The following is a 25,549-nucleotide window of genomic DNA, read 5'->3' on the forward strand; positions in this document are numbered from 1 at the left end:
AGTAAACCACTAAAATATTGGTGACGTACTTAAAGTGATAGCTCCCTTTGCAACTAAAAAAGAGGAACCCGAAGGCTCCTCTTTCTATAGTTCTATCAATCTAACAAACCCAATACTTCCAATGCACGGTAAAGCATAACTGATGCTTCAGCGCGTGTCGCATTGTTCTTTGGTACGAAATTGCCGTTGTTTCCTTGGATAACACCGAGTGCTGCTGCTTTGTAGACGGAGTCGATTGCGAAAGTACCGATCGATCCATGGTCGCCAAAGTTAGCTGGTGCTTCAAGTTCAGTAAGTTTCTCTTTGTTTTGGTATTCGATTGCACGGATGATCATTGTAGCGATTTCTTCACGCTTGATCGGTGCGTCAGGATTGAAAGTGCCATTTGCAGTTCCGTTGATGATTCCAGCGCGAGCTGCTGCTTCAACTCCTGCAAATGCCCATTTCTTGCTTGCGTTTACGTCGCCGAATTTACCTTCATATTCTTTCAATTCTAAGCCAAGAGCACGAGAAAGTAATACTGCGAATTCTGCACGTGTGATTTGTGCATTTGGTGCAAACTCAGTTTCCGTCTTTCCTTGGAGGATGCCTTTTGCCACAAGCGCATTGATTTCATTTGCAGCAAACGTGTTGGCTACGTCCTTGAAATCTGGAATCGCTGGTGTTTCTTCTTCAGGGGTTTCACCTTCTGGCGTTTCGCCTTCTGGTGTTTCTTCTTCAGGCTTTGTTGGTTCTGGACTTGGAACAATTACTTCAGCGTTTCTTACCTCTACCGTTACAATAATTGGTTCGTGATTGCCGTGCGTAATTGTGATCTCAGTTTTTCCAGCTCCAACCGCCCTTACTAATCCACCATCAACTTTTGCAACTTTCTCATCGGCTGAAGTGTACACTGCATCAGAAGTAACATCTTCCACAACGGCTGCCCCATTAGATTGTATCGTTGTTTCTGTAACCATCAATTGTTTCTCAGAACCATAGAATAGTATCAGTCGGGAGTTGTCTACCACTAATTCATCCCCAACTAAACTTTGAGCTTTGTTACCTGCTGCATCCTCATATTTTAAAACAAGTATTTCGTTTTCCTCGTCAAACTCTGGTAGTTCAAAGGAGAATTTCCCGTCTTGTGCCAATGTGATTGATCCAGAATCTGTAACAATTCCATCTTTGGAAACTACGTAAGAAGCTTTTAGTTTTGTATTAATGTCATAGCCTAATCCGTAAGAATCCAACTCTTCTTGATAGATAATATAAGCATCATCTACTTGTCCACTTATAGTTTTTCCATCAACGTTACCTACAATTGTTCCCGCTGTCGATTTGACGACAATTGGTCCAACAGAATTACCGATGACTGGTGGATTGCCGGATACTGTAAGTGCCGAGAAATCGATTGTATAGAGTCCATCAGGTATCGTTGTTGCACCGGAGCCACTCCAAGGATTGTAAATTCCACCCACCCGTAAAGTGTATGAACCCTTCCCTAGTCCACTACCCGCGTGTAAATAGCCGATATAACCGTCCTCGTAATAGCCGCCTTCAGGATCCATGATATCCCAAATCTCAATGTAGTTTGCAGCTACGTCGCCCGTGAGCGTGAAGGATAAAAGCGCTTCATCTTTCACCCCGTCGCCGTTGAAGCTCAAGTCTGTTTCTGTAATACTCATGTCTATAATTTCAGTAGGTATTTCCGGACCAAAATTAACTGCGAATGGTAATGAAACTTCTACCTCACCACCCTTGATATGAATATAGCCAAGAAACTCATCTCCTGGTTTCGCATCAGCAGCGGATGCTGTCAATGTTACATTCAGGATTGTTTCACCATCGAGTGAAAAAGTAGGGTTATCAATTGTCAGTTTTGCATCGCCAAATGATTTGGTTACATTAACTTCGACATTATAGTCCCCACCATTCCCCTTCATATCTTTGACAAGAATTTCTTTAGATACTTCGAGATCCTGTTCAAGTGATTGATTTCCGAATGTCACAGTACCTTTTAGGTTCTCTACGACTTCTCCTTTGTTATCACGCACCGCTGTATCAATTGCATACGCAAGTATTTCTGGATGTGCTGCTGCATAAGCATTTACGCGCCCTGCTCCTTGTGCAAACACATCATATTTATCAGTGTCAAGAATCTTGGCTGTGTTGGAAAGCGCAACCTTGACATCAAATGCGTCCCAATCCGGGTTTGCTTGTTTGATTAATGCGACGATTCCAGCAATATGTGGTGTTGCCATGGAAGTACCTGTCTTACGTGTATACGCTTTTTCGTAAGTGGCTTCCGGAAAGTCCGCTTTGTACATCGGGATTGTTGACATGATGTTCGTTCCGGGTGCTGTGACGTCAGGTTTGATGTCGAAGTTTGGTGTTGACGGTCCGCGTGAGCTAGAGTTGTTCACTTCGTCCCCTGCTGTCATTGTTTTATCGAAATTGCTGAAAGAAATTGTACCTTCCGCTTGCGCAAGTGCTGCGCGGATTGCGTCACCATCTGTTTGGGACATATCAAATGTCGGGATGTATTCGAATGCATCGCCAAGGAATGTGCCGGATGGGCCAGGTGCGCCTGTTCCGCCCGCGAAGTTGTGGACGATAATTGCGACTGCACCGTTGTCTTTTGCTGCCGCTATTTTATCGACGAATGGAATTTCCCCGCGTGAGACAAGGGCAACTTTGCCTTCGACATCAAGATCAGCATAATCGGACGCTTTTCCGACTCCTGGGACCGCCACAAGGCTGTATTCGCCGTCAAGTTGATTGGCGAGATTTTTGCCGTATGTTGTACCCATTAGATTTAGGACTTTGGATAGGTTGAATTCGCCTGAATTGATGTTGACTTCACCAAAGTAATTTGCTTCAGGGTTTGTCGTATTACCGACTGCGATTCCGAGGCGGGCTGTGGCTGGCGTGCCCATTGTGCCGCGATTCGGTCCGGAGTTACCCGTCGCAATCACTGAAATCGTTCCTGCAAGCATAGCGTTGTTGATGGCGAATGAACCAGCGTCAGTTTCAGTGTTTGCACCGCCGCCTAATGATAGGTTGATGACATCCATCTTTTCAATGACAGCTGTGTCGATTGCTTTGACAATACCAGATGTTGCTCCACTCCCGTATGCACCTAAGACACGGTATGCATAAAGATCGATTTTCGGTGCGATTCCTTTAATGCCGTATTCGTTATTGCCGATTGCAGCTATTGTTCCCGCGACATGTGTACCATGGGATGTGTAGAATGCGCTACCGTTCGCATTGAATTCAGGCGTGCCTGCCGGACGTTCTACAGGCGACGTTTCAGATGCGTCGTCATCTTTTCTCTCGCGTGTGTATACGCTACTGTTAGGAATAAAGTTTTTCCCACCCTTGTAGATGCCTTGGAAGTCAGGGTGGTCAGCATCAATTCCTGTATCAAGGACCGCAACCTTGATGCCTTGTCCTTCATAACCTTCTGCCCATAGAGCTTCGATTCCAAGGAATCCGATGCTTGTGTCCATGAATGCGTCAACTTGTCCATCCACTGGAGTTACGATTTCTACGGATTCAGTAAAACCTGCCTCTTCTGTTTCTTCTACTTCAGTAGCCTCTTCTTCTGTTCCATCTTCAATTGATTCTTCAAATGCATGAACAATAGCATCTGGTTCAATTAGTGTAACACCTTTTATTTCAAGTAATTTTGGAAGATCGCTAACTTTTACCTTAGCTGCAAAACCATTTAATACAGTACTGAATGAATAGCCTTCCTCAAAGGAAACTTGGAGCGCCTTCATTTCTTTTTTTACATTTGTCTGTTGCGCATTAACGTTTTGCAAAACTTTTGTTTCTTCTGCTGTGGTAAAACCTTTACCCGCTAATTTATTTATACCTTTTTGTAGACCAACAGGAGTTTCTGATAGATGAACAATTACATCAACTATTTCATCCCCTGAAAGTCCCTGTAAATCCTTATGCAATACCGGCCCGCCAGTTGCCAGATTTAGTTGCTCGGCAATTGCAGCTTTCATTTGCATAGTACTTTCGCTTTGTGTGTTCGATTTGAATGGTTTTGTTTGTTCTACATTAGCATTTGCCGTGAAAGGCATTGCCAATGAAAGAACGAGAACAAAAGCAAGTATACTACTTAAAACTTTCATTATTCTTCTCTTTTTCAAGCCCCATATCCCCTTTTCAATTTGTTCACACTATTAAATTAATAGTCTGCAACTATAATTATATCACAAGTTTAAGTATTTTTGGAGATTTAAGTAATTGAATAGAAAGAGAAGTGTTCACAATTCTAAAAATAGCAAGTAGGCTGTTAGGTATCAGTATAAATAAGACTAATTGCCTTCATGTTTACAAAAAATAAAACATAACTGTTTTAAAATACTTGGTAGGGATTCCTGTATTACGAATGAATTGACGATTGAAACTCTAATAGAACCAAATAGCAACAGAGTCTTATAACCCTATTGTATAATCACTTACCAACTTTTGAATTGGTAGCACTATACCAAGTTCTACTTGGTCACTGACATTTGCTCTGCAAATATAAAAAAGCCTTCTAACCGATTTCTCGATTAGAAGGCTTTTTTTGTATAATTTACTGTATCCAGTCAATCACACTAAAGTTACTAATTATTTTTTCAAAGTAACTTTCAATTCTTTAGTAGCTGCACCAACTTTAACTTTAACAGTGATTACAGCTTCGTTTACTCCGTCAGCAAGTACAGCTTTAGCGTCGTGAGTACCGTTACCAGTGATTACTACGCTACCTGCTTTTTCAGGAACGATTGTCAATACGCTTGCTGTTGCAACAGATACAACAGATACATTATCGTATTGGTCAACAGTCGCAACATTTAGAGCTGTAGTAGTTTCATCTTCTTTTGTAATTGCAGATGCAACAGTGTACGTTCCGCCTGTAACGATTGCTTCTGTAATTCCTTTAGCAGCGAAATAGTTAGAATTAACAGCCGCTGTTGTAAAGAAGAAGTCTTCAACTAATTTATTGTCTTTAGATACAACAAATTTTTGTTCAAGAGTTTTACCTGTTGTTTCGATTGTTACACGTAGAGTGAATTCTGTGTCAATAGCAGTTCCACCAGAATTTGTATTCATGTCTTCAACATTTACAGTGATTTCGTCGCCGTTAACAGTTGCAGTTCCTTTACCACCCGTAAGTTTAACAGTGTATTCGCTTGGATCAAGTGCTACTTTTCCACCATTCAATAAACCATTGACAGTGAATTCATAAGCGCCAGCAGCCTCTGCTGTATTAGCAGCTTGGACTTTACCAATTTCAACGATTTCATAATCGCTATACTCAGTACCGTCAGTTACACGAACTTGTTGTTGAACTGCAGAGTTTGCAACTTCTTTAAGTTCGTTATTTGTATCAGTGATATTGCTGTCTTTCAAGTAAAGAACGATATTAGATGTACCGTTTTTAAGTTTTGCAGTTACAACATTAGTTGTTGTGTTAACTGAAATGTATTCGTTGTTCTCAGATACTGGTTTAACTCCGATAGAGTAGTTTGCACCAGCAGCACCCCATGTAGTTGCAGTCATTGTACGACCATATTGATCCTCAACATTTACTTTAGAGAAATCAATTGCAGCTGAACTTTGACCAGCTTTAACGATTAATGGATTTTTAAGTCCACGTACAGCAACTGGTTTAGCTTGTGCTGATAGTTTGTAAGTTACTGTTGCAATTTTGTGAGTTGCTGTAGTAACAGTTGCAGTCACATAGTTGTCTGCCGCTCCTGTTGCTTTTCCAAGGTTATAGTAAACTTGGCCATCTTTCACTGTCAATTTAGTTTTGTCAGCTGATACAAGTGCATTACCGTTTACTTTAATACCTTTTGTTGCATGTGTTAACAGATCTTTGTCTGTAATTACATTGCCTTCTTTATCAAGAACAGTGATTGGTAATAGAACATCTTCGTTAATGATTGAATGTTCTGGTGTGCTTACAGATACTGAATCTGTAGTTTTTGTTTCAGAAACGCTTACTGTGTGCTTGAAAGTTTTACCATCCATTGTAGTGATGAATAATAGTTCAGCAGAACCTGCTCTGAATTGAACATCGTTAGCTGCGTCAACTTTAGCGAAATCTAAAACATATTTCTTTTTACCATTGATTGTTGCAGTTTTGATTTTATCTCCGCTGTTCAACTTAAGAACCAATGGGTTTGTGTTAGTAACGATTACTCCAGCAGCTTCTGTTGTAGCATCTCCAGGAGTTAGTGCATTACCGTATTGGTCTTTCAAGTTAACTACTAAATAAGCAGAATCCGCTTTAGTAGCATCTGTCAATTCAACTTTTTCACCTTTAGCATTGTAAAGACCGTCTACAGTGATATCTGCAACTGCTGCAGCTGCTGATAATTTAACTGTTGCTGTTGTTGTAGTTCCAGAATTAGCATGAACTAATACAACTGGTACTAAATCGCCAACTCTTTTACCAGCCAAGCCGGAAAGTGTAATTTTACCTTTGTTAGCAGTAACAGTATTAGCATTAGTTGTTACAGGCGTTGTTTCAGTAATATCTGTACCATATTGGTCTTTTACAACATATCCAACAGTTGCAGTTGTAGTTGTGTCCTCCGCAGGGATTAGACCACCAACAGGGTTAGAAGATAGTACTGCTACATCACTTAGAACTTGGATAGAAGCAATTTTTTGTGCTTCAATCTTAACAGATGCAGTTAGATCTTTTTCAGCTAAACCAGATACAGTTACTGTGTAATCAGCAGCTTGGAAGTTTCCAGCGCTAACTAATTGTACAGACTTGTTGTCTTCTGCCCATTGTGCAGTTACGTTTTGTTTGAAAGTACCACGAAGTACTTCAATTTTAGCTTTTTCAGTATCAACAGCTTTGTTGAATGTTAATTCGATAGTTTTTGCATTGACTGCTTTTGCAGATGACAATGCAACTTCACCTACAACTGGTGTACCTTCAGCACGATACATGAATAGAGCGAACTCTCCACGTGTTAGGTTAGCAGTTGGAGCGAAAGTTGTGTCTGTTTTACCAAGAGTGATGCCTGCTTCTTTAAGAGCGGAAACATAACCGATCCAGTTGCTGTTTACGTCTGTGAAGTTAGCATTTTCTTTAGCAGTTAGGCCATAAGCGTTAGCAAGCATTTTCGCCATTTCTTGACGAGTGATGTTTGCATCTGGAGCAAATGAAGTTTCTGATTTACCGCCAGCGATTTTTGCTTCTACGATTGCGTTAACTGCGTTTTTAACGCGGCTGTTAAGGTCTTTGAAACCTTGGTCTTTCGCGTTGTCAACATCAAGTTTTAGAGCGCGAGCGATGAATACTGCAGCATCTCCACGAGTGATGTTTTGAGTTGTACCGAAAGTTGTTGCTGATGTACCTTGAGTGATGCCTTCTGCTACAAGGTAGTTTACAGCGTCTGCGTAAGCGCTGCTTACGTCAGTGAAAGATTTCGTTTCAGCAGCTGAAGCGACTGGTACGATTGCGGATGCAACTAGTGTTGCTGTTGCTGCAGTTGCAACAAACTTTTTGTAGGCTTTTGGTTGATGAGCCATGTGTAGAATTCCTCCCTATTGTATATTGCATTTAATAAAGCTCTCATAGTGAACCCCGTTATGTACAAGATTCATTATGAATTATACCAACAATGCGTATAATAATCTACTTATATTTTTAAGAGGGTTCAATTTTCCTATTAAACGATAGTAGAATTGAAGCCAATGAATTTATAAGTATATTAAAATACGTAGTACGGCACGTCAGCTCTTTTACAAGTATAGCAAACTTAAAAAAAAATTCAAGATATATTAGATATATCTTCTGAACAATTACTAATTTCAGCCTTCCTAAAGGCTTTACCCGCCTTTAGGATTTTAAAACGCACTATTTTTAGAATCTCCCAAAACATATACTTCAAATCCGGCCGCTTGCCATTTTTCGCGATCGATGCATTGCTTCGTATCGATGATGATTTTGTTTTCCATGATATCAGCAATTTCGTTTGGATCGAGATTCTTGAATTCATCATGGCTTGTTAGGATGATAGCAGCGACTGCCCCTTGTAATGCCTCCTCCATGTTTTGCGTTTGGGCTTCAAGATTGTTCTTCTTAATATGCGGATCGAATGCTACTACATTCAATGCTTTCTTTTGAAGCTCTTCTACGACATCGACAGACGGACTTTCCCTCATATCATCGATATTCCCTTTGAACGCAAGACCTAATACCGCCACTTTTGCATAGTGTGTCTCAATGCCTTTTGCCTGAAGGATCGTCGTTAATAGATTTGCTGTATAAGCAGGCATGCCATCGTTCGTATTACGTGATAGGTTGATAATCTTGGCGATTTCAGGGTTTAATTCAACAAGGAACCATGGATCGACTGCGATGCAATGGCCGCCTACTCCTGGACCCGGCTGATGGATATTGACGCGCGGGTGGAAGTTTGCGAGACGAATCGCTTCCCAAACGTTCACGCCGATTGTTGCAGATAGTTTTGCAAGTTCGTTTGCCAATGCGATATTGACATCGCGGTATGTGTTCTCCATTACTTTGACGAGTTCAGCTGTTGTATCGTCCGTTTCATGCATCTGACCTTTGACAAATGAACGGTAAAGATCTGAAGTCATTTTTGCAGATTCTTCATTGATACCGCCGATGATACGGTCATTTGAAATCAGTTCTTCGAAAACGCGGCCAGGAATTACCCGTTCAGGCGAATGGGAGACGAATAGGTCTGTGCCGATTTCAAGGCCAGACGATATGAGTTCAGGAATAACGACGTCTTGAACGGTTCTTGGTGGAACTGTTGATTCTAAAATGACGAGGTTCCCTTTTTCAACGAATGGCGCGATTGCTTTGGATGCGCTGCGAATGTACTCAAGGTTCGCTGTTTTGTCTTCTCTGATCGGTGAAGGGACTGCAATGATGAACACATCTGCTTTCACTGGTGTAGTGGAAACTGTAAGTGAGTTTGAGTCGATTGCTTCATTCAAACGTTCCTGAAGACCGTTCTCTTCTATATGAAGCTTTTTGTTGCGGATGCTCTCCACTACGCTTTCATTGACGTCTACGCCGTGAACTTTGTGTCCGTGGTTCGCAAACATTACTGCTGTTGGTAATCCGATATACCCTAAACCGACGATACAAATTGACTTTTTCATATTGAGTGACTCCTTACTTTTATTAGTTTCTTCTATTAAATAGGATGTTCATGAGAAAGAGGGGCAAGTTCATTTGACGCTTTATCCTTTTCGGATCGCTTGCCAATCTGTAAAGCCACTCCGTGCCTGTATTTCTGAATAAGGCTGGTGCCCGCTTGACGGTTCCTGAAAACACGTCGAAGCTTCCACCGACTCCTTGAAATACTAAGACGTTCTTCAGGTTGTCCATGTTTCGTTTTATCCAAAGTTCTTGTTTTGGGCTACCTAAGGCAACGAAAATGATTTCAGCACCACTTTCATTGATGCGTTGGATGAGTGCTTCTTCGTCTTGTTCATACCCGTCCGTTATTCCTGCGATGGTGATTCCGGGATTTTGTTGTTTTATATTTTCGGCGGCTTTTTGGACGACTTCATTCTTTGCACCGTATAGATAGATGGGATGATTTTCGTCTGCTGCAAATTTAAGCAGTCTTGCCATCATGTCGACACCGGTAACGCGGGATTGGATTTTCCCGTTCTTCATCTTGGATGCAAGTAGTATGCCTACGCCATCTGGTATTTGAAACGTTGACCCGTTAATAAGTTGCTTCACTTCGGGATTTTTTTGCGCGGCCATTACTTTTTCCGGGTTGACGGCTATGATTGTGGATTGTTGGCCGGCTGTCATCCGGGTTTTTATTTCGTTGATGATTCCTTCATATGTAAGTGGCGACACATGGACGCCAAGGTAAGTTTCTTTCATTGACTGACCCTCGATTCGTTCGCTTTCAATTGTATTAGTATAGCAGAATCCCGTAGCGGTTGCATAGCAAACGGGAACGATGATATCATAAGTTATAATGTAATCAAACTGTTGCTTTGCGTTTTAGGCGGACGCTTTCCGGGGGGCGGGCGGTGAGCCTCCTCGGTCGCTTCGCTCCACTGCGGGGTCTCACCTGTCCCGCTAATCCCCTCGGAGTCGCCGCCTTCCACTTCAAGCAACGGAAATTACTATTCATTTAAAAGATGAAAGCAACATTTCATTCATCATTTCGTTCCTTATATAAGACGACTTTCATTTAACTAAAATTTGTGCTTTCACGGCTTCGTGGAAGCTTTTGTTTTGAGGAGGATATCTATTGAAAATAGTGATTTCGGGCTTTTATGGTCTTGGTAATACGGGTGATGAGGCTATTTTGAAAGCTATTGTTGATAATTTGCGTGCTGAGCTTGATAATCCGGATATTACGGTGTTTTCGCTCTCCCCTGATAAGACTTCTAAGGAGCATGGTGTGAAGTCTGTTTACCGTGGTTGGCGGCATGAGAATAAGAAAAAGGTGAAGGCGCTTCGCGATGCGGATCTTTTGATATCTGGTGGCGGCGGTTTGCTACAGGATACATATCCAACGAAGTTTTTATTCGGCCCGCTTCCTTATTATTTGCTGATTGTATTGCTTGCGAAATTGTGTGGTACGAAAGTTATGTTCTTTTCTCAAGGAATCGGTCCGGTTACGAGCGGTTGGGGCAAGTTTCTCATGCGTGCGCTTGCCAATAAGGCTGATTTCGTTACCGTAAGGGACGAGTATTCGAAAACGTATCTTGAGAACTTGAAAGTGACGAAGCCTGAGACGGTCGTTACTGCAGATATCGTTTTTGCTTTCAAACCTACGGAAGATCATGTAGCGTATGCTTCGCTTGGTTTGAAGGGTGATGAACGTCTTGTCGCTGTTGCTCCTCGTCCTTGGTTTGATCATGAAGATGAGTATATCGAAAAGCTTGCATGGGTGTTGGACGAGCTGATTGAACAGCGCGGTGTCATGCCTGTTTTCGTCCCTATGGAGCCGCCTTATGATACGAATGTGTCGAAAAAAGTGATGGCGAAGATGAAGAATGCAAGTAAGACACGGTTGTTAGGCGATTCATTCACACCGAATGAGTTTTATAATTTCATCTCGAAGACCGAGTTGACGATTGCATTGCGCTTGCATGCGTTGATATTCGCGGCACTTTCGAATGTACCGCATATCGGGTTGAGCTATGACCAGAAAGTTGAAAGCTTTTTGAAGCGCTCCGGAATGTGGGACCGCTCTTTCCCTCTTGGGGATTTCACTAAAGAGGCACTTCTTGAAAATGCCCTTTATGTGCTTGACCATGGTGCTGAGACGAAAGAGATGATTGCACCGAAAGTTGACGTATTGCGCCGGGAAGCATTGCGCAATGTCGATTTATTACGTGAGCGCTTTTTGAATGGAGGACGTTGAATTGAAAATATTATTAGCTACTGCATATGATTATCCCCATTTAGGTGGGTTATCAGTCCATTTAACAACTTTGAAGGCTGGACTTGAGTCACGAGGACATTCTGTAGATATCGTATCGTTCTCAGATGTACCGAAGTGGAAGCGTGACGGCATTGTCCGTGGACCGGCATTTGTCTTGAATAAAATGAAGAAAGGCTCCGGGTATGTCTGGACGTTGAATCGACGGAAGGATGAGCTTGAGTCGTTAATTAAGGATAAAGTTAAGGGCGGCGAGTATGATCTTATCAATGCTCAAGATGCTTATACTACGCTTGCCGCGCTTGAATCGGACGTGCCTGTCGTTAGTACGGTTCATGGGTATTTGACTTTCGAGGGAATTTCTAAGGGTACAGTCATGGAAAATTCCCCTGAAGCAGATGAATTGATGCAGGCGGAGCGGAAATCGTATTTGGGGACGCGCGAAGTGATTACGGTCGATACGCGTATCAAGGATTATATTGAAAAAGAAACTGGCGTTGTTGGGAATATGATTAAGAACTTCATTGATGTGGAGTCGTTTAAGCCTGAAGCAGAGCGTCGGGATGAGTTCCGTGAGAAGCATGGTTTTGCGAAGGATGATTTAATCTTTTTCGTGCCACGGCGTTTGACGAAGAAGAACGGTGTTATTTACCCGATTTTGTCATTGCCAGCGGTTCTTGAGAAATTCCCGAAGGCACGCGTTGTGTTTGCCGGGACTGGCGAGATGGCGGATGAGATGAAGGCGAAGGCAAGTGAGCTTGGAATTTCGGATCGTGTGACGTTGGTTGGCGCGGTTGACCATTCGGAGATCTTGGAATATTATGCGTTGGCGAATGTTGCGCTTGTTCCGTCGATTTACTCTGCGGGTGTAGAGGAAGCGACGTCAATTTCGGCGCTTGAGGCGATGGGATCCGGTGCTCCGCTGATTGCATGTGCGGTTGGCGGGTTGAAGGAGATTATCGATGACGGCGTGGATGGTTTGCTTGTTGAGGAGCAGAATGTGGAAGCGTTGAGCGAGGCGATGGTCCGGTTGTTGGAGGATCCTGTTTATGCACAGCAGTTGGCTGATGCGGCGCGGGCGAAGATTGTTGCGGATTATTCGCATTTTGCGGCTGCGGAGAAGTATGAGGCGATTTATTTGAAGGCGTTGGGTAAACAGTGAGTCAACGGTGTTGATTTGCGCTACAGGCGGACGCTTTCCGGGGGGCACGGCTTCAGCCGCTTCCCTCGCTGCGCTCGGTCCAGGGTCTTCAGCTCGTGCTGATCCCCCAGGAGTCGCCGCCTTTCGCTTCAATCAACGGATAGGCTGATGCATGCTGTCCTGTTTTTTAGAGTTAAAGGGATTTAAGAGATTTAAGAGAAGAGATAAAAGATAGTTAGTGCCCTCCAGCCCGGGTTGGGGGCATTTTTTTATTTGGGTGTCGCAGGGATTTATGGTGCTCTACTACTTCCTTTTTGCGCCTAATGCCGTTCACAAATAATGCAAGCGTTTAAGGGATTCGGCGATGGTTTGGTATACTTTTTGTATAAAAGATACAGTACATAAATAACGGCGTTGTTGATGGCGCTGATGCGGGTTAGGTGGATGACGTTATGAGCAAATTGAAGAAGGCGGCTTTGTGGACGACGTTGCTTGCTCTTATTTTGAAGGTGTCGGGCTTTATTCGTGAGTCGATTGTTGCGAAGGAGTTTGGGGCGTCGCATGAGACGGATGCTTATTTCTTGGCGTTCGGGTTTATTACATTGATTGTAGCGATGATTTCGACGGGCTTTAATAATGTGTTTTTGCCGATGTATGTGAAGAGCCGTTCGGGTAATCCGGAGCATAGTGATCGAAATGCGAATGCGCTTTTGAATTGGACGATTTTGTTATTCGTGTTTATCAGCTTGTTCGGATGGTTTTTAGCGGACTGGTTTGTACCGTTTATTTATCAGAAGGCCGTTTTCGAAACGAAGGTGCTTGCTGTTGAGATGACACGGTGGTTTTTCGCATTCATGACGATGATTGCACTCAGTGGATTGCTGGATTCGTATTTGCAGTCACGCCGCATTTTTGTTCCATCTCAAATGGCGAAGTTGTTGGCGACGTTGATGGCGGCTGTGTTTGCCATTTTGTTCAGTGATGTGTGGGGCATTTATTCGCTTGTGTACGGGTTTATTACCGGAACGGTGATGGGCGTTATTGTGCAGGTTGTTGCACTTGCACGCTCCGACTATAAGTGGCAGCCTGTTTTCAATATGGAAAAGACGTTTGCCAAGGCGTTTTTGGTTTTGATCATTCCATCATTATTGAATTCAGTCGTTGGTCAGGTGAATTTATTTGTGAACCGGTACTTTGCTTCGGGGACTGAGGAGGCGGCGGTTACTTATTTGAACAACTCTTCGCTGATCATCAGTATTCCGAATGCGATTTATGCGACGACGCTTGCCGCCATCATTTTCACTTTGATGAGCGAGCAGACGGGGCAATTGGATAAATTCAAGGATACTGTATTCCGTGGAATGGAGATTTCGTTGGTGACGCTTCTGCCGATTGCAATTGGTTTGTTAGTTGTTGGGGATGCGGTTGTGTCGTTCATTTATGAACGAGGGAAATTTACTGCAGTTGATACCGCGAATACGTATATCACATTGCTGCTTTATTTGCCGATTATCGTGTTCCAGGGGATGCAGCTGATTTTGTCTAAGTCGATGTATTCGAGGGGCAAGACGGCGGTTGTTTTCCGGATTAGTGTGACGACAATCGCGGTGAACTTCTTCTTGAACTGGCTGTTAGTCGATAAGTATGGCTATCCTGCCCTTGCGATATCGGCTTCGGTTGTCAGCGTTTATTATTTTGTTGTCTCGATGGTAGTTGTTTATAAGGATTTAGGGGTAGCTGAGCTGAAGCGGTTTGCGCGGATGAGTTCGCGTGTAGTGGGTCCTGCGATTGTGATGGGTCTTGTTGTGTGGGGAGCGAAAGTTTTGCTGCATGCCGGAGATTGGTATTCGCTTTATGAGTTGGCGGTGCTTGTACCGATAGGGGTAGTTGTTTATGCGGCGATGATCCGGGTTATGTATCGTGAAGGGTTTAATCGATTTATGGGGATGTTGAGGCGCGGGTAAACGGCTGAGTTTATGCGTGAGATTAGGGGTTTATGCGTAAATCCGGCGGTTTATGCGTAAGTTTCGGAGTTTATGCGTGATTCGGCGGCGTTATGCGTGAATTTTGGAGTTTATGCGTGATTTGGCGGTTTTATGCGTGAGTTTGAGGATTTATGCGTGATTCAAGTTTATTCCGTCCTGTTTTTAGGTTTGCTATGGACGTGGATGGATGCTTTGCTAAGGATTTCTGATTCGCGCTGAATGCTTTTGACAATCTAATAGATTTTATTTTAAATAGAAAAAAGTAGAGGGAGAATTTCTTGCCCTCTACTTTTTTATTATTTTGTATTCAAGTCTGTTACGAAGTCGCCGCGGATCCAGCCGAATTCGATGTGTTGTCCGGATTTGTCGTGGGTGACGGAGTCGGCGAAGATTTTGTACCAGATGTAGCCGTCTTCGCCTTTTTGTTGTTCGACGATGGCTACTGGGTAGCCGCTTTCGCCGCTACGACCGAGGTCGCGTTCGGCAAATGTGAAGAGGACTGTTTCTGGTGTTACTACTGGTTCAGTTCTGACGTTTAAGGATGCTTTGACGTTCGTCCTGGCGAGTCGGTATCTGTTGAAGTCTTTGCTGCCCATTGCTTTGTCCGTTCTCCACATATGGCCGGAAATTTTTGCTCCCCATGTCGGGTCGGAGGCGTAGTGGACGTTGAAGCCGACGGTTTTATTGCCAGGAACGGCGCCTTTCGCGTAAGGTCGTCCTGGAATGCCGTAGTTTTTGTTAGCGTATTCCAATACGAATGCTTCGATACTGCGCTCTGGGGTTGCGTATTTCTCCCCCGCTTCTGGCGTGCTGTCGAATACTCTAATGCCGAAAAGATTGTTTTTCTCGAATGCGTTTTTACTCATGCCGAAGTCACTTTCGTGCATGGCGGCTGATAAGATGAAGAGTCCGTTAACTCTGTAGTGCTCTTCCATCTCTTTAATATAAGAACCTAATCCAATAATTTTTGATTTCAATGTTGCTTCAGCATATTTCGGTAGGCCTGTGCTTTCCTTTTCCGCGACGATTCGAAGGATGAAAGCATCAATTTCCTCAGCAGTATACTCCGTTTTCGAACGGATGGACTGGAACTGGAAGTATGGATAATGCGTACCAGCCACTTTACCTGATCCATCAAGGAAATGGACTCCATCCCTTGAATAGTAGCGGGTTCCTATCTTCATGAACTCGGGAACTGGACCTATGCTGTATGCCCCGTAAGCGTGAGTCAGGTAGTTGTACGTATAGTGGAGTAGCTCACCTGCGCTGTTACCAATATAGTAGTCTTTGGATTGAGAGATGGAAACGGGCACGAAATCGATTTGGTTATGCTTTACATAGCCGACTGTGTCCCCTACTTGTACTTTTACATAGTTTTCAGCGTATTCAAGAACGCCCATTTCACGGCCCGCCTCGATATAGGTGAGTTGCGTTCCGAATGTCGGGCTTGAATAGATGACTGTTGCATTATTTAATGGTCCTTGGGCAAATGCCATGCCGCTTTTAATGCGTAGCAACTCTTTGCCCCTGTAAATTCCTTCAGCTATCGGACTGGTAGTAAATGCTTTGACCGCTTCTGCGTATGTGTCGTATTTCTTGTCTAACAGTTTCATCGCTTTATTTTCCACTATGGCAAGCTGGAATTTATCCGGTGCTGCTACGGGTGGAGTTGGCGGTTTCGGTATTGATGGTTCTTCCGGCTCTAATTCAGGAAGTTCATGCTTTGCCCTGAATGCAAGGAATCGGCTAAGTACCGCTGCGACCTGATCCCTCTTCGAAAGTCCCGCCGGGTCGAATGTGATGATTGTGCGTGTCGGGTCGACTTTCGTTCCGTTCATGATGCCTGCGGCGAATACAATTTTTGCTGCGTTGACCCCTTCTGCGGATGCGAATATGGATTCGTCTGTAAGGACGATTTCACTTGCATCGATGTGAATGCCTAAGTAATTTATTGCGCGGGCGGCAGTGACTGCCATTTCTTCCCTCGTCATTAATTTGAGGGGCATGAATTTGCCGTCCAATGTTCCTTTCATAATGCCGCTCTTTTGGATGGCTCCGATTTCACCTGCAATTGCTGATGATGGGTTCACATCGGTGAATTCTGGTACTTCGGCAGATAGTTTCATTGTACGTGATAGGAATGCGGCGAAGTCACCGCGGTTCACGTCGGCTTTCGGATAGATTTTGCCGTCTGAGAATCCTTTAATGATGCCCATTGCAACCATTTCACGGACTTCTTTTTCCAATGTCAAACCTGTCAGTTCATCCGCATGGGAGACTGATGGGGCTATTTGTATGAGTAGCATCAGGATGACGATCATCGCTGTTAGTTTGCGTTTCATTTGTTTCCTCCTTGGAGCTATTTACTATCTTTCTATCGGTCTCCTTAACAGAGTTTGAATAGTTTGGTGTTAATTTGCGCTGATCGAGCTGTAAACTGCTGCTGCGAATTCGGCTCTGGTGACGATTTTTGTGAATTCATAGGTCGGCGTTTGGAAGACGCCTGTTTTGTCTAACTGTTTTAGGGCGTTGATTGAGTTCATAGCCCAGTACGTTGACGGGATGTCGTCATAGAGGGATGAGATGTGAACTTGTCCTTTTGCTTTCGTTTGAAGGTCGAAAGCTCGGTCGACGATGACGGCTAACTGTGTACGCGTCAGGTTATCGTTGAGACCGAAGTTTCCGTTCTCGTAACCTCTTAAAATGTCTGCTTCATTCATTGCTGCGATATGGACTGCGAACTGATGGTTTTTATCGACATCGTTGAAAATCACTTCTTGTGTTGGTGTCAGCTTCAAAACACGGTTTAGCATAGCTGCTGCCTGCCCACGTGTAATTGTAGTTTCAGGCTTGAATTCGTCATTCGGGAAACCGTTAATGATTCCTGAGCTACTTAAGTTCAGAATTGCGTTGTAGGCAGGGTGCTTGGCGTCTACATCGACGAATGATTTTTCCTGATCAGCCGGGATAGACGGTGAAGGGTTTTGATTTTGATTCGGATTCGGATTTGAATTTGTATCTGTTAACCTTCTTGCCCCGATATAACGCGGTTCCCAGTAGGGATGGCCGAATAATTTTGCTGTGGCGACACCGCGCTTTTCATTTTCAGCGGAGATGAATTGATTGTCCCCGAGATAGATGCCCGTATGGGAGATTCCAGGTTTGTACGTATCTTTGAAGAATACGAGGTCCCCCGGTTGCAAATCTTCGGTGGCGACTGGTGTGCCGTGGCTGAACTGTCCCTCTGACGTCCGCGGCAGTTTGATGTTGAAATGGTTGAATACGTAAACGATGAAGCCTGAGCAGTCGAATCCTTCTTCAGGGGTGTTGCCTGCGAATTTATAGGGGGTCCCTTCGAAGTTAATCGCAAATTCAGCAGGACTTCCGTTCATTGCTTTTGCTTGCAAAGTAGGAAACACGCTCAAAATTAGTAGAAACATTAGCGTTATTTTTATCGCTTTCATTTATCATTCTCACTCCCGATTTTCCTCTATGGAAACTCTTTATAGAATTTTCATTATAGATTACTTGAACGCGTCCTCTTGGACTCTTGCAAGGAAGACTGCGAAATCTGCGCGGCTCATTTGGTCATTCGGTTTGAAGGTGTTGTCAGCATAGCCATTTGTTATTTTGGCGGCGATAAGGGCGTTGATGGCGCCATACGAAGCCATTGATGGATGGCAGTCCGTGAAGCGATTGACGTTATCCGTTTTCAACTTGAATGCTTTAGAGATGAGAATTGCCATTTCGCCTCGAGTCACCTTTTGATCGGGTTTGAATGTATTGCCTGCAAATCCGGAAATGATGCCGGCGTTTTTCAATGCCTCTATGTAACCGGCTGCGAATGAAGTTGGCGAGACGTCTTTAAATGTGTTTGTTGCGGACTTTTCGGGATAGCCTAAAGCTCTTCCGATAATGGTAGCCGCTTCCGCTCTCGTGATATTTTCGTAAGGACGGATTGTTGCGTCTGGGAAGCCTTTCAACTGTTTCTTGTTCGTCAAGTAGCCGATTGGGCCGGCAAAGCGTTGACGGTTATTCATATCTTTGAAATTAGGTTCTTGTAGATGAAAGAGTTTGTTTTCAATCCATTCAGTGCCTTGCGCAGTTTTCGTTTTGACAAGTAGATCGAGATTGCCAGCGACACCGTAAATTTCCCACTGGCCATTGGCAAGCTGTAAGCTGTTGTTACCTGCGATTTCTATCTTTTTATCGCCTGTGTACTGCAATGTTAATTTTCCTAACTCCGATTTATAGGTGAATTCTATTGAGTTATCGAAGTTTTGCTTGTACTGGACGAGGCCGTGACCGTAAATGTCATCCTTCCCCTGCTCTCCAAGGTCCTTGGCAGAATTCGCGATAAGCGTGCGGATTTCTGTGTTGGTCATTGTCGGGAAGCGTTCTTTGTATAGGGCTAAGATGCCTGTCACATGAGCCGTTGCCATCGACGTTCCGGACAAGCGTGTGTAGCCGTCCGCTTTTTCGTCCTCGAAATCCCATTTCATCGGATAGGTACTGAAGATTGATTCGCCTGGTGCTGCGATTTCAATTTCCTTTCCGGTTGCGCTATTCTTGAGCTTCGACAAGTCTGATTTGACTGCTGCGACTGCGATGACCGATTCGTATTTGGCAGGGTACATGACTGTGCCGCTTTGCTCGCCGCCATTGTTGCCGCCTGACCCAACGATGAGCATTCCTTGTTCGTATGCTTTTTTCAATGCAGTTTCAAGCGCGGGATCGTCTTTTTCAGTTGTGATGCTTAGGTTCAAAATGTCGATCTTCTGTTTGATTGCCCAATCGATGCCGTCAATCAGGCTATTTGTCGAACCGACACCGAATCCGTTTAGGGCTTTGATGCTGTATAGGTCGACATCAGGTGCGATGCCGACGATGCCGGTTTGATTGGCAAGCGCAGCAATGATCCCCGCGACATGAGTTCCGTGTCCGTTGTCATCGTCATAGGGGACGTCAATCGGGCAATCGTTATTCATGGAGCAATAGCCGCCTTTAACATTGAGATCCCGGTGGTTGACGTCGATTCCGGAGTCAAGGACAGCGACTTTTATGCCTTTTCCCGTGTAGGGGATGGTGATTTTTTTGGTAGTGTTGATCAGCGAACTTGATAGAAGTTCTTTGTCTACACTTTTTTTATATGTCAGGTTGTTTTGAATTGTAATTTTCGGGTATTTATCTTGTAATATAGCAATTTCGGTGCTTGTCAACGATGCGGAAATAACGTCGAAGGCAGGATACGCTTTTTCGATGCGCATTCCGTTTTCATTCATATAATTCACTATGTCGCTTTGCTCTCCACCGCTAATCAGATACGACTTTTCTTGAACTTGTGCATTTGCATGGATTTGTATCGTGAAAATAAGTGTGAACATGATTGCGATGGAACTTATAAACTTTTTCACTGACTTCACCGTCCTTGTTCAGAGATGACCTATAAAAGAAGCCCTCCAGAAAGAGAGATTCTAGTAGGGCTGTGGGTAACCTATTAATGATATTTTTTTGAAGGTGTTGCATGGTTGTTCGTATAGAATGACATGATGTCCGTGCGGCCTTCATAGTTATATAGATAATCGAGCGTGCCAAGGAATACCGCTTTTGCCATCGTTTCGCGATGTGCTGGTGACGCGATATATTGTGCGTCCTTAGCGTTGTCGATAAATCCGACTTCAATCAAAGTCGCAGGCATCGAGTTTTCACGGATGACGTGAAGCGATTTGCTTTGTACGCGTCGATCCGGTAGATTCCATGCTTCAAGCATACGTTTCTGAATGTATGTCGCAAGTGCTTTTGATTCATTTACGTTCGGATTGCGCGCAGCACTGTAGTAGAACGATTCGATGCCAGATGTCGAGCCATTAAAGGCGTTGGCATGTACGCTGACGAATAGGTCTGCCTTGTTATTTTTTGCAAACTTAACGCGGTCTGCAAGTTCAACGAAGACGTCTGTTTCACGAGTCAATTTGACGTTGATCGGCGTTCCTTGGAAGTACTTTTTGACGCGTTTTGAAATATCCAGGACGACTTCTTTTTCCTGCATTTTATTCCCAACCGCACCAGGATCTTTTCCACCGTGGCCCGGGTCGATGACGATTGTCATTTGGTTCAGCGGCTTTTTGCCGCTGATGATATCCGTGATGACGTCGATTGGATCTTTGACGCTGCTAATCGTCGGCTCGTCTGTAGTTAGGAATTCACCAGAAATGAACCCATAGGAGTTGTCGACTTTTGCATAAAGCCAGCTTCCGACATTATATAGAATGTCGACTGGATATCCTGTAAATAGCTTTTTTGTGTTTGTATATTCGGTAGATGGGCCTGTCCGCATGTTTAGCGATGTATCTTCAGGCACTGCCACATACATTTGCGTGGTTGAAAGATTTTCACCTTTCACACGGAATTCTGCATTGACAGCTCGTGCAAGGAATACTGCGAAATCCCCGCGCTTCATGAGGTCCTCGGTTCCGAAGTTTCCGTTACCTGTCCCTTGTGAAATGCCTTTTGCCATGAATTCCTTTGCAGCGGCGTTCGTTGTATCAGATTGGTATCCGAATGCCCTGCTGATGAGTAATGCCATTTCACCGCGCTTCAATTGCTGTTCAGGCTTGTACAGATATGTTCCGTCTTCTTGTTTGTAGCCGAAAATTATGCCACGGTAAACGGATTCTTCTATGTATCCTGATGCAAAATGCTCTGTTGGCACATCCGAAAATCTTGTTTCGACTGGTGTTCCGTGCAATTGGATCGCTTTGCCGATCATTGCAGCTGCATGAGCCCGTGTCATTGGTGCATCGGGGTCAAACAGGTTGAAAATGTCGGATGTTGTTATGTTTCCTTGCTCTAGATAGCTAATCTCTTTATACGCTCTATGTGTAGTAGGGATGTCCACAAATCCGGTAGCAGCTGAGGCAGGTTTAGGTGTGAAAAGGTCAAATGAAAAAATCAACAACAACGACAACAAAAATAAAACACTTTTTTTCATCTAAGACTGTACTCCTTTGTGGAAAATGTTTCTTTTAGTCTATCATATTGATTTATATATTTATATGTTTCATTAGGACTAATTTCTGTTTTTTTGGAGATTCGTGTCTAAGTGGGTTGCCGAATGTGTAGGTTTTTTGGGGAATTGTGATATTTTTAGGTTGTTTAGGTAGTGATATGGTGGGGTTTTGGCTAAAAAGTACTATTATGGTCGAATTTGAGTGGATTATAGGTTAATAGATTATGAAGAGCTGTAAATAGAAAAAAGTAGAGGTGAGAATTGTGGAATTCTCATCTCTACTTTTTTATTGATTATTTCGTTTTGTAGCCGTTTTGTTGAGTTTCGAGTGAAACGTCAATGATGCGGCCTTCGATTTCAGGTGATAGGTCACCTTTAAGTGTTTTTACGTATTCGATGAAGTTTTCATAGTCTACGAAGCCTGGTTCTGATACTTTACCTGCTTTGTATGCATTGCCAAGTGCTTCGAAGCCGTCGCCGCCTTTAGCTGTAAATGCGTTTGTCGCGATGAAGTATGTTTTAGTTTTATCTAAATCAACATATTTGTCGCCTTCAAGGATTTGAACGGATTGGATGCGCTCGCCTTTTGCTTTCTTGCTGTCGTATGTGAACTTCATGCCCGAAACTTGAAGGAATCCGCCGTTTTCTTTCAGGCCTTTTCCGCCTTCAATTGCGTCAGCGCCTACACTGTGTTCAAGTGTAGCCATTAGGTCAGCACCGGAAAGTTCTGCGATTGCCAATGCGTTACCGAAAGGCATCACTTTAAGGATGTCACCTGTTGTGATGTCACCTGCTTTAATGGAAGTACGGATACCGCCACCATTTTGGATAGCAATTGTTGTCTTGTCGTTGATGGATTTCGCTTTCCAAAGCATTGCGTCAGTGATCAGGTTTCCAAGGTTCGTTTCATTATGACGGACACTTGAAATCCCTTCATTATTATTGTCGCGTTCACCGTCTAAAAGAACAGTTGCCTTAGAGCCGATGGATTCTGCTTTGATTTCATTCACTTTGTCTGTGAATGGTGCCAAAATTTCAGCAGCTTTTTTGTCTGCAGCAATTTCTTTAGGATCAATATTGATTAACTTACCAGCATGTGAATAGATTTCGCCTTTAGGATTGAACTTGACGTCCAATGTTCCGAGTGCTTTTCCGTATTCATGTGCTTGGACAATGATTGTTGGTGAATTACCGTTAACTACAACTTTGGGCTCTCCGATTGAAGAGTGCGTATGACCGCCGACGATGATGTCGATTCCTGCTACTTGTTTCGCAAGTTCTTGGTCATTGTCCCATACGAGTGAATCGTCGAATCCGATATGCGTTAGTGCGATGATTTTATTGATGCCTTGGTCTTCGAATGCTTTGACCGAAGCTTTTGCACGATCAATATAGTTTTCGAACTTGACTTCACCAGTGCTTGAAATTGTAGGAGTTTCCTCTGTTGTTAGACCGAAAACGCCGACTTTCTGACCGTTTACATTGATGACGATTCCATCATAGATTTGGCCGTCCTTATAGTTGGCAGTTACAGATCTTGATTGAAGACCTTCGAAAAGCTTGTCCTTCGAGAAGTCTACGTTTGCTGAAACGAACGGGAATTTTGCTGCTTTGATGAATTCCTGAAGCTTCAAATGGCCTTCTTTCGTGCTTCCAAGATCGAACTCGTGGTTACCGAATGTCATTGCATCGAAACCAAGTTGGTTCAACATGGCAACGTCTGCTGCACCATGGAATGCGTTGAAGTAAAGGTCACCGGAGAACGCGTCCCCTGCATGAAGAAGAATATTATTTTCATGTTTGCTTCTCAGCTCATTCACGACTGTCGAAACGTAAGGGAATTGCGCCAAGTATGCGTGGTGGTCGTTCATATGCATGACCATCAAGTCGATAAAGCCAAGATTTTCTTGTGCGCGATATAGGAATAAAGCGATTTCGCCGCGTGTGACATTGTCATATGCGCCGAAGTTCGTGTCCGACTTCCCTTGTGTAATGCCTGCTTTCACAAGTGCCTCGACGTATTTTGCGAAGTTTGAGTTGACGTCTTTGAATTGTGTTGTTTTTACATTATTGTTGACGGAAAGCTTGCCTGCATTTGCGAGTACTTTCGCCATTTGGTTACGTGTTAGTAGTTCGTCTGCGCCGAATTCAGTGGCGTTCAAGCCGTCGATGATTTTAGCCTCGACAAGTGCATTTACTGCCCATTTTGAGCGTGCTGGAACGTCTTTGAAGCCGGCGTCCTTGTAAGACTTGTTAGGGTCGAATCCTAATGCGTTAGCGATCAGGACTGCAGCATCCGCACGTTTGACGGAATCCGTTGTGCCGAAGTGGTCAGGCGTGTACCCTCTTGTGATGGCATGTGTGTACAGGAAGTCTACTGCGGCCTGATAGTTAGTAGATACATCTTTGAATGTGCTCGTGGCTGCGGAAGCCGATGGAGTTGCTACTGCAACTGCTACTGCAGCCGCTACGATCGATGTTGCTAAAAACTTTTTGCTTTGCATTGATTTCAAATCATTTCCCCCTCTTTCGAGTAGTAGTAAGTTTCAAAACTATTTTACCACTGAATATCGTGTAACTCTATGGAAAAAGATAGATTTGTGGGAGTACGGAGGATTTATGCGGATTTGGGGGCGGATATGAGTGATTAGGGCAGGTTATGCTTGAGTTTGAGTGATTATGCGTGATTGGCAAAGTTTATGCTTGTTTCAGGGAATTTATGCGTCTCTGGATGTAATTATGCGTGATTGGGGACTTGTGGGACGCGGAGGATTTTTGTATTTCCCTTTTCTGTTTCGCGCTTAAAGGTTTTGACAAATTAAGGGGTTTGGTTTTGAAGCAAGCCGTCCTTAGTGGGACGGCTTGGGAGTTTTTCTTTTTTTATAGAGGTCTTCGGCGGCGCCGGAGCCTAAGATGACGCCTACTATGATGAGCAGGAAGCCGATAAGGTGCCTGCCGGTTATGATTTCGCCTAAGAAAATGGCTGAGCCTGATAGGGCGAATAAGGTGCTCAGGTTCATGAAGATTGCGGCTTTCGCGGGACCGAGTTGTGCAATTGAGTAATTGTATAGCATGTGCCCGACTGCTGTACTTAGGATTGCGCTTGTTGCGAATATTACCCAGAAGCTTGGAGGGACAATTGTGAATTTTGTTAGTTCGCAGGGTTCTTGGATGAAGCTGATGACGAACAGTATTAGGCTGCCGATGACGAGCATGTACGCGGTGAGTAGCCTTGGGTCAAGCGTCCTTGCCGCCTTCGCGATTACCAAAAAAGAAAGGACTTGTGCAAGGATGGAGATGAAGATGAATGCGTCGCCTAATTCGAGGCCGGCTATTGATTCGCCGCCTGCAAGGACGACGGAGCCGATTCCGATGAAGCCTATTGCTGCGCCTAACCATTGGATTTTGGTCGGGTAGTTACGCAGGATGAGTGCTGTGCAGATCGCGGTTAGGACTGGGCCGGTTCCAAGGATGAGGCTGGCGTTGGTGCCGCTTGTGCGGAAGAGTCCCATGTTGAGAAAGTAGTGGTGGAAGACGACGTTGAGTATGGCTCCGCCTACTATGTAGGTCCATTCTTTTTTTGTTGGCAGCCGAACGAGTTTGAGGGCTGCGAGGATGATGAAGACGGTGATTCCGGCGGAGAGTACGCGGAATGCGGTCATTGTGACGGGGTTCATGAAGGTGAGGAGGTATTTGAGCATTGGGAGGTTGAGTCCCCAGAGTAGCATGGTGATGGTGAGGTAGGTGTATAGTTTCCACATGGAGTGATGGCCTTCTTTCTGTTGGTTCGTAGAGATAGTTTAGCATATTGGACCCAAAGAAAGTAATCTATATGGAATTTCACTATTTACGTATCGCGGAGGATTGTTTTGTGTAGTCCTCTACTGTTCGCGAGAAGTGGTTTTGACAAATATAGGGGTAGGATTGAAGGCGTTATGCGTGTTTGGGAGCATTTATGCTTGAATAGTGACGGTTATGCGTGTGTGCGGGGATTTATGCGTCTCTGATG

General features: G+C 44.1%; 13 protein-coding genes. 3 read left to right on the forward strand and 10 right to left on the reverse strand.

Annotation, left to right across the window (positions count from 1 at the left end; all coding sequences use genetic code 11):
• Positions 1–95: 95 nt before the first annotated feature.
• From P5G49_RS00470 to P5G49_RS00485, 4 genes are all read right to left on the reverse strand, one after another.
• The gene (locus tag P5G49_RS00470) at positions 96–4,148 is read right to left on the reverse strand and encodes a S8 family serine peptidase (RefSeq protein ID WP_301241468.1); all 4,053 of its coding nucleotides are present in this window, start codon (positions 4,146–4,148) and stop codon (positions 96–98) included.
• A gap of 466 nt (positions 4,149–4,614) precedes the next feature.
• Complete coding sequence (locus P5G49_RS00475) at positions 4,615–7,539, reverse strand: S-layer homology domain-containing protein (RefSeq protein WP_301241469.1); 2,925 nt, start codon at positions 7,537–7,539, stop codon at positions 4,615–4,617.
• A 318-nt stretch (positions 7,540–7,857) separates the two neighbouring features.
• Positions 7,858–9,147, reverse strand: coding sequence for a nucleotide sugar dehydrogenase (locus P5G49_RS00480; protein ID WP_301241470.1), 1,290 nt, complete (start codon positions 9,145–9,147; stop codon positions 7,858–7,860).
• Between the two features lie 22 nt (positions 9,148–9,169).
• Entirely contained in the window at positions 9,170–9,889 is a 720-nt protein-coding gene (locus P5G49_RS00485) for a WecB/TagA/CpsF family glycosyltransferase (RefSeq protein ID WP_301241471.1), read from the reverse strand.
• A 376-nt stretch (positions 9,890–10,265) separates the two neighbouring features.
• On the opposite strand from P5G49_RS00485, the gene csaB reads away from it, so the two are divergent.
• The 3 genes from csaB to murJ all read left to right on the forward strand — a co-directional run bounded on the left by csaB (position 10,266) and on the right by murJ (position 14,510).
• Entirely contained in the window at positions 10,266–11,387 is a 1,122-nt protein-coding gene (csaB, locus tag P5G49_RS00490) for a polysaccharide pyruvyl transferase CsaB (RefSeq protein ID WP_301241473.1), read from the forward strand.
• 1 nt (position 11,388) lies between these two features.
• Entirely contained in the window at positions 11,389–12,567 is a 1,179-nt protein-coding gene (locus tag P5G49_RS00495) for a glycosyltransferase family 4 protein (RefSeq protein ID WP_301241475.1), read from the forward strand.
• Positions 12,568–12,998: 431 nt separating this feature from the next.
• Complete coding sequence (gene murJ / locus P5G49_RS00500) at positions 12,999–14,510, forward strand: murein biosynthesis integral membrane protein MurJ (protein WP_301241477.1); 1,512 nt, start codon at positions 12,999–13,001, stop codon at positions 14,508–14,510.
• A gap of 317 nt (positions 14,511–14,827) precedes the next feature.
• On the opposite strand, the gene P5G49_RS00505 is transcribed toward murJ, so the two are convergent.
• From P5G49_RS00505 to P5G49_RS00530, 6 genes are all read right to left on the reverse strand, one after another.
• Positions 14,828–16,873 (reverse strand): S-layer homology domain-containing protein, encoded by a 2,046-nt coding sequence (locus tag P5G49_RS00505; RefSeq protein WP_301241479.1) that lies wholly within the window; start codon positions 16,871–16,873, stop codon positions 14,828–14,830.
• A 69-nt stretch (positions 16,874–16,942) separates the two neighbouring features.
• Entirely contained in the window at positions 16,943–17,995 is a 1,053-nt protein-coding gene (locus P5G49_RS00510; RefSeq protein ID WP_301241481.1) for a C40 family peptidase, read from the reverse strand.
• A 60-nt stretch (positions 17,996–18,055) separates the two neighbouring features.
• Entirely contained in the window at positions 18,056–19,945 is a 1,890-nt protein-coding gene (locus P5G49_RS00515) for a S8 family peptidase (protein ID WP_301241482.1), read from the reverse strand.
• 83 nt (positions 19,946–20,028) lie between these two features.
• Entirely contained in the window at positions 20,029–21,522 is a 1,494-nt protein-coding gene (locus tag P5G49_RS00520) for an N-acetylmuramoyl-L-alanine amidase (protein ID WP_301241484.1), read from the reverse strand.
• Positions 21,523–21,833: 311 nt separating this feature from the next.
• Positions 21,834–24,044, reverse strand: coding sequence for a 5'-nucleotidase C-terminal domain-containing protein (locus P5G49_RS00525; RefSeq protein ID WP_301241856.1), 2,211 nt, complete (start codon positions 24,042–24,044; stop codon positions 21,834–21,836).
• 345 nt (positions 24,045–24,389) lie between these two features.
• A complete protein-coding gene (locus P5G49_RS00530) occupies positions 24,390–25,301 on the reverse strand; it encodes a DMT family transporter (protein WP_301241485.1) in 912 nt (303 codons plus the stop codon).
• Positions 25,302–25,549 lie beyond the last annotated feature (248 nt).

It is taken from the genome of Sporosarcina highlanderae, assembly GCF_030433715.1.
GTDB lineage: Bacteria > Bacillota > Bacilli > Bacillales_A > Planococcaceae > Sporosarcina > Sporosarcina highlanderae.